Origin of the sequence: Desulfobacula sp., assembly GCF_030611305.1 — a bacterium.
Lineage (GTDB): Bacteria > Desulfobacterota > Desulfobacteria > Desulfobacterales > Desulfobacteraceae > Desulfobacula.
In genome coordinates this window covers 1-6,541 of record NZ_JAUWQB010000130.1, presented here as the reverse complement: position 1 = coordinate 6,541, position 6,541 = coordinate 1, and the positions used below count along the sequence as shown (strand labels likewise).

4 protein-coding genes are annotated in these 6,541 nt (G+C 41.2%); all 4 read right to left on the bottom strand.

The genetic code is table 11. The features are described 5' to 3' along the window. Window positions 1-164: 164 nt before the first annotated feature. Entirely contained in the window at window positions 165-791 is a 627-nt protein-coding gene (locus QAI40_RS16375) for a response regulator (protein ID WP_304511845.1), read from the bottom strand. A 22-nt stretch (window positions 792-813) separates the two neighbouring features. After that, window positions 814-1,167, bottom strand: a complete 354-nt coding sequence (locus tag QAI40_RS16370) for a response regulator (RefSeq protein WP_304511844.1) — start codon at window positions 1,165-1,167, stop codon at window positions 814-816. A 1-nt stretch (window position 1,168) separates the two neighbouring features. Beyond that, window positions 1,169-3,031 (bottom strand): sensor histidine kinase, encoded by a 1,863-nt coding sequence (locus tag QAI40_RS16365; protein WP_304511843.1) that lies wholly within the window; start codon window positions 3,029-3,031, stop codon window positions 1,169-1,171. A 319-nt stretch (window positions 3,032-3,350) separates the two neighbouring features. Beyond that, window positions 3,351-6,377, bottom strand: a complete 3,027-nt coding sequence (locus QAI40_RS16360; RefSeq protein ID WP_304511842.1) for a hypothetical protein — start codon at window positions 6,375-6,377, stop codon at window positions 3,351-3,353. Between the last annotated feature and the right edge of the window lie 164 nt (window positions 6,378-6,541).

The following is a 6,541-nucleotide window of genomic DNA, read 5'->3' as shown; positions in this document are numbered from 1 at the left end:
TAGGTTCTTCCTCTCTTCTCCCTTTGGAGCTTTCCCGGGGAAGAACCTTTATCATATTTTTTCCACGCCGGAACGGTAAAACCTTTTAGGGTCGCTCGGGCATAGCCCGAGGTTTAATTTAAAACAATTATTTAAATAATAACATCATCACCTGCCGGCAAAATTTACCAGATTTCAGCGCTCAGGCGCGCTTCGAGCCATTGTTTCTGTTTGGCCGTGAGGGGGCCGATTTGTTGATCGATCCATTGGATATCCCCGGTAATGATGGCAAGTTTTTCAGGTCCGGTTAAATCGAATTCGTTCAGCGCGTCTGATCCGTAATATAACAACTCATTTCTGAGATGACTATCGTCTGCGGCAAGCTCCAATACTTTGATAACCTCTTGCTTATGGATAATCTTCTGCTCTTCCGGTTTCTGGCTGATGGATAAATCAATGGCCTTGGATACGGATTGAATGAGCTGGTCGGGATCAAACGGCTTTTGGATGTAGTCGGCTGCACCGAGTTTCATCGCCTGAACCGCAGAACTGACAGAACCGTATCCGGTTATGATAACTACCGGCAATGACGGTTTACTCCGTTTAATATCTCTTAACACAATCAAGCCGCCAATGTCCGGCATACGAATATCGGTCAAAACGATATCATATGAATTGTTGATGGCCAGGTTGATCCCCTTCTTTCCTTTTAAGGTAACATCAACCTCATAATTTTCCGCATCGAGAATTTTTCTAACACTGTCTAAAACCACCTGCTCATCGTCAATTACAAGCGCTTTTCTATTTTCCATCAGTTTTCTCCTCATCTTTTGCTTATGTTATGACCTGTCGAACCGCTTTGAGCAGTTCATCCGGCGTGAAGGGTTTGGGTAAGAATTGGCAGGCTCCTATTTTCTGTGATTCGGCAATGGTTTCCGGTGTGTTGAGCCCGCTCATCAATATAATGGGAATCGTGTAGCCTTGTTTTTTGAGTTCATTCACCAAGTATATACCATCGCGAAATGGCATTTTGATATCTATCAGCAGTAGCGCAGTATTTTCCGGATCGATAACCATGAGGGCTTTATCAACCGAGTCTGCAGAAGCTACCTCATACCCTTCCGATTCAAGTATTCGCCTACAGCTTTCAAGAACAATGCTTTCATCATCGACAATTATTATTTTCATTTTATCGATCCTGTTTTTCCTGATTCTGTTGGTTTAAAGGGAGCCATATAAAAAAAGTCGATCCTTTACCGAATTCACTCTGGACTCTAATGGTTCCGCCATGCTCTTTGACAATTCCATATGAAACCGATAAGCCCAGTCCTGTCCCTTTGCCAACCTCTTTGGTCGAAAAAAAGGGGTCAAAGAGTTTGTTTAAATTTTCCGGCAGGATTCCACAACCTGTATCTGTAATAACAATTTCCACTCCCCCGTGGTCCACATCGTTCGCAGATACTGCCGTTGTTGTCTGGGCTGTAATCGTATCGGCAGATTTGGTTGCGTCGAGTGCATTAATCAATATATTCAGCAGAACACTTTCGATCTTGCTTCGATCGATTACCAGCATGGGAATATCTTTACCCGGCTTAAATTCAATTAAAACACCCTTTAACAATGCCTGGTTTTCCATTAATTTAATGGTTGATGCCGCCAGCCGGTTGATATCGATACGTTCCGGATCCAATCGGGTCTGGCGGGAAAAATCAAGTAATCCTTTTACAATTTTTCTAATCCGTTCCGTGGATTCGACAATGACATTTAAATCCGAACGAATATCCTCTGAAATATCTTTTTTCCGCAACAACATATGCGTATAGGTTAATACACCGGTAAGAGGATTGTTGATTTCATGCCCTACGCCTGCTGCAAGCCGGCCGATACTGGCCTGTTTTTCAGATTGAATTATTTTAGTTTGACTTTCCATCCTTCTTCGTTTCATGGATCTCACCATCTGCCCGAACGTTATCTGCAGCACTGCTATTTCTTTATCATTGGATATGGGACCCAGATCAGGTGATACATTGCCGTCTGAAACTTCCTGACTGGCTTTGATCAACCGATGGATGGGCTGCATGATCCGATGGGTAAAGAAAATACCCATGGCAATAGCAAAAATGACGCTTGCTAAAATTGCCAGGGATAAATATAGAATAAATTTATGTTGTAAAAACAGATGATTAGACTCTGAAATTGCGATAGACAGCATGCCCACTCTTTCTCCGAATATATCGCAAATCGGATCATAAGACACAAGATACCGGTCGGTTGAATCCTGCTGACGGGTTGTCCACTGGTTGCCTCTGATCAGAACCTGCTGCCTGACGTCGTCGGGAACGTGTGCGCCAAAGGTTTGCTTCCCGTTTCGATCGACCATGTTGGTTACAATACAGATGTTATTGAAAAAAATACTGACGGTGGGTGTATCCGCTTTTGATTGAATAGTATCGAAAAGAAAGGACTTGGGAATCGAGTTGACAATACGCATGTTTTGATGAAGAAGCATTCCGCCATATAGAACACCTATCAAATTTCCTCCACTTCGAGTTTCAAATATTGGGATGGCAGCAGCAATCGCCATACAGGATCTTTGTTTATTTGCATCTGTTGTTTTTTGTTCGGGTGCGTTTTTTGGCACATTTTGTAGACGTTTAGCCAATTCAGGATTTTCAAGGATCATAAACTCCTGCGGAAAAACAATTGTCCCGGCGGTCATGAGACGATGACGGATGGTATGACGTACAAGCGGATTTTCCGGCAAAGTGATTTGATTCGAGATCTGATGAGGACTGAGCCTGCACAATGGAATTTCGTCTCCTGTTACAATTCCGACAAAATCCAATTCAGCATTTAGAGCCAATCGATTGATACGATCTGACAAATCTGAAATATCTTTATTAACGACCGAAGAACGGAATCCAGAGCCAAGTGTGGTAATGTCCAGGGCCAGTTTGATAAATTTGATACGGGCATTATAGACGGCATGAGTGGCATTCAGGGCCAATCGGTTGTGATTTTTGGCTTCATGAATCATTGTATTGTATAACAAACGACTACCAATAAATAGAGAGATTCCTCCTACCAAAAAGGATACGATCAAAAAACATAAAATAAATTTAATTCGGGTCGAATGTATCATTACCTGCCTCTGTTGGCCGTATTATCGCCCTTTCCCAAAACCTGTCAATATAGCGTGTCAATATGATATAACTGCAAGATACTTGCCAGAAACATACATGACCTTAATTTTCAGCGAATCATTGATAATCATAGATATTGATAAAATCAAAAGGGCTTTATTTCAGATAATACCACACGCAATCAACATGATTTTTACAATATGTAAAAAATACTGACGGACTCAGGCCTCAATTATTCTGATGAATCTTTCTGATGGTACTTAGATAATTTTTATATGTGGTAAGATAAAAAGACAGCGGGCGTGAAAAACTCCTGCCAAGAATACCGTCCACAAAAAGCCTGCTGATATGATGTTCATGTTTCAGCATTTTCTGGGACTGCAAAAAAATGGTTTTTTCTTCGGGAGTCAGTCGTAAAACCATATCAACCATTGCCGTTCTTGCCCTCGGCAGATACATCCAGAAATAAAACAGATCAAGAGAATTGATAATGACCATTACAGCCAGATCCTTTACTTCAGAATTTCTGCTGTTAAATAAGGCTTCGGATTTTTCAAGAATCTTGAGTTCTTCGGTTTCCGGGAAAAGAAATTCCAGCCTTGAATAGGTATCAAACAGGTCTGAGAATTTCTTTTTGATGTCCCTTTTCCTCAATCTCATATTATGAAACCGGTCCGCAGTTCCTTCTATCAGCCCTGCCACAGTATCTGAAGCTGCTTTTGAAATGATAGCGGCCCATTTTTGCAGAACGACATCGACACCAGGAGTATCAGCCATCCTTAACATCCCGCCAATCATGCTGTTGAAGAGGATTGCAACAGGAATGGAGAAAATACTCCTAAAAAAATTTCCGGTTATAGCCCCCTTTGGAAGTCCACGAAAAGCATTGTGCAAAGACAGATAAATCCCGTTGACAAGCGCCATGACAGAATAGAGTACTATCGGACTGGACGTTATATTTATTCCCAAAGTCCTGTCAAGGAGAACGGTTTTAATAACATAATCCAGAAGCGGTACGGAAAACCCCGTAAATAACAGAGAATCAGTCAATCTCTCCCAGCTGATATAATCATCCCATTTGAGTAGAGAGGTCCGCCGGATTCCACCGCCCCCGAGAACAGACTGTAAAATATTTCTGATGCCGGTTATGCCAAACCAGATAAATGCACCCAAATAGGCCAAAACCCACCAGTCTTTGGTGAGAACGAAGCATAGAAACGCAGGAATAAAACCAATAAAGACTTTGATGCAGTTTTTAAGTTTTGTATTAAGCGTTTTCCATGATTTTTCCGTATTATTTTTTTCAGTATCCGGCAAATCAAGTCCGACACCGTTTCTACTCTCCTTTAGTATTCCGCCAAGGGTAACAATATTACCTTTCTTTTTCATGTCCAGGGAAAAGGATTCAAAGACCCATTCCTTTTTTTTAAACGGCATAATTTGATCAAACCCGGGCAAGTATTTTAAAATATTCATCATCCATTTTAAAACCGGTTTCACGCTGTTTGACGGAACCGATGTCATCCTCTGGTTCACCTTGATGCTTGCCGGAAGGATCAACCTGCCCCCGGTTGTTTTCCTGATTTCTTTTCTGGCCCTGAAAGCCAGAGTTTTGACAATCCCAAATCCCATTCCATATGCCTGGTGAGACCTTCCGCTTGAATCACTCCCTATTCTAGATTTGAGTGGCCGTACCGCATACATATTTTTCAGGGCATCAATATCATAGAGAATATCCACAAGTTTTTCCATTCGATCATTCTTATCCGCATATCCACTCTGATCTACACTCCAGATAATTTGACGGACCACCCGTTTTAATTTTAATAAGCTTCCGGTATTAATGGATTCCTGGAGCTCATTAACTGAAAAGATATGATCTGTTTTCCCGGCGATAAAATCTTTTAAATTTACTATTTCAAGCCGGTTTATGAGGCCATTGCCCTCATAAAGGATCTCAAGGATGTCTTCCGGTTTCAGATTCCCCAAATTGAGGGTGATTCTGAAACCATGATGAAGCCGTTCAATGTTTCTAAGAAGCTCTTTGAAATTCAATTTAAGCCTGTCAGGGACATCAGGATCGTTGCAGATTTCAAAGAAATGGGGGATATCAGGATAATGTGACGGGCATACATAAATAGAAATAATATCTTTGGCACTAAAACAATCCATTTTTTCTACCAGGTTTTTTATCTTTTGCTGTTCCCTGGCATCGGACAGGCTGAAGATCCGGTTCAACTCTTCAATACGGTGTTTCATTGCCCTGACTGCCTCAGAGTGAATATACTCCCCAAGATGGAGGATTGAGGGCTGTCCGGGAGATGCAAACCGTAAAAACTGATTGGGACAAAGCCTTTTCATATCAATATCAAAATCTCGACACATTTTATCCAACTGCCGCTCATTGAAATCATCCAAAAGACGTAAAACACAATTCTTCTGAAAGGTTAAAACAGCTTTCCCCTGTTCCATAAATTTCACGACCTGGGGTTCAGAAAGAAAACACAGGAATGTCTCAACGTCGGGGAGCCCCCTGGACACCCAGATAAATGATATGATGCGATCCCGGTATCCTGCCCAGAATTCAATTCCTATTCGAAGATCAATTTCCATAATCCTGGCTGCTTCTATAAGTTCCGCAGCAAATATAGGTTCAATATAATGATAATAAATCACTCTTAACCGGCGAATTCCCTTTATCCAGGCATCCATAATAAGATGTGTGGGAGATTTCCTACCCGAAGTGTTGGCATCATGAACGTGATCGTCAAAAGTGATCTGGTTCCATTCTTCAGGCATTTCCAGAAGATGGTAATACTTCAACAATTTCCTTATCACCCTGGGTTTACCAAAGGCCGCCATACGGAAATCATGGGCCAGATGGAGCTGAAGAGAGTCATCGCCTTTTGCCCTGACAAGCTCTTTCATTATTTGAAGAAGAACCCTGGCAGTGTTTTTCGGCATGGGACCATCAGCCGTACTGAAAATATCATCTTTCAGTCCTTTAAGGGCCTGCAGGCGGTTTTCTATTTCCCCTCTTTCCATTGATTCAAGAAGGTTTACAATAGAATATGCCGTTCTAAGTCCTTTAGATTCCGCCAGTTCCTTTATGCCCAAGGGGTGAAAAAAAGGATAATACAGTTTTTGGGTATACCCTAAGGCGTTATCTGCATCGTAAACCGAGTTGACAATCCTGATTAGTTCATGGTCTCGGTTGTCAAAAAATAAATGTTTTATCTTAACCCCACAAAACAATTTTTAATCATTTATAAAGGGTGTTGAAATCAATTTATAATTTACATAATTTACATAATAATTTCAGATTGTTGTGTTGCAAAAGCCTCTGTTTTCGTGTATTATTTTTATTCGCAAAAACAAAAAATTATAAAACAAAAACAGAGGTAATATGCATAGAAAAA

Coding starts and splice junctions, on each gene's coding strand:
- QAI40_RS16375 (WP_304511845.1), bottom strand. CDS start 791: ATGGAAAATAGAAAAGCGCTTGTAATTGACGATGAGCAGGTGGTTTTA.
- QAI40_RS16370 (WP_304511844.1), bottom strand. CDS start 1,167: ATGAAAATAATAATTGTCGATGATGAAAGCATTGTTCTTGAAAGCTGT.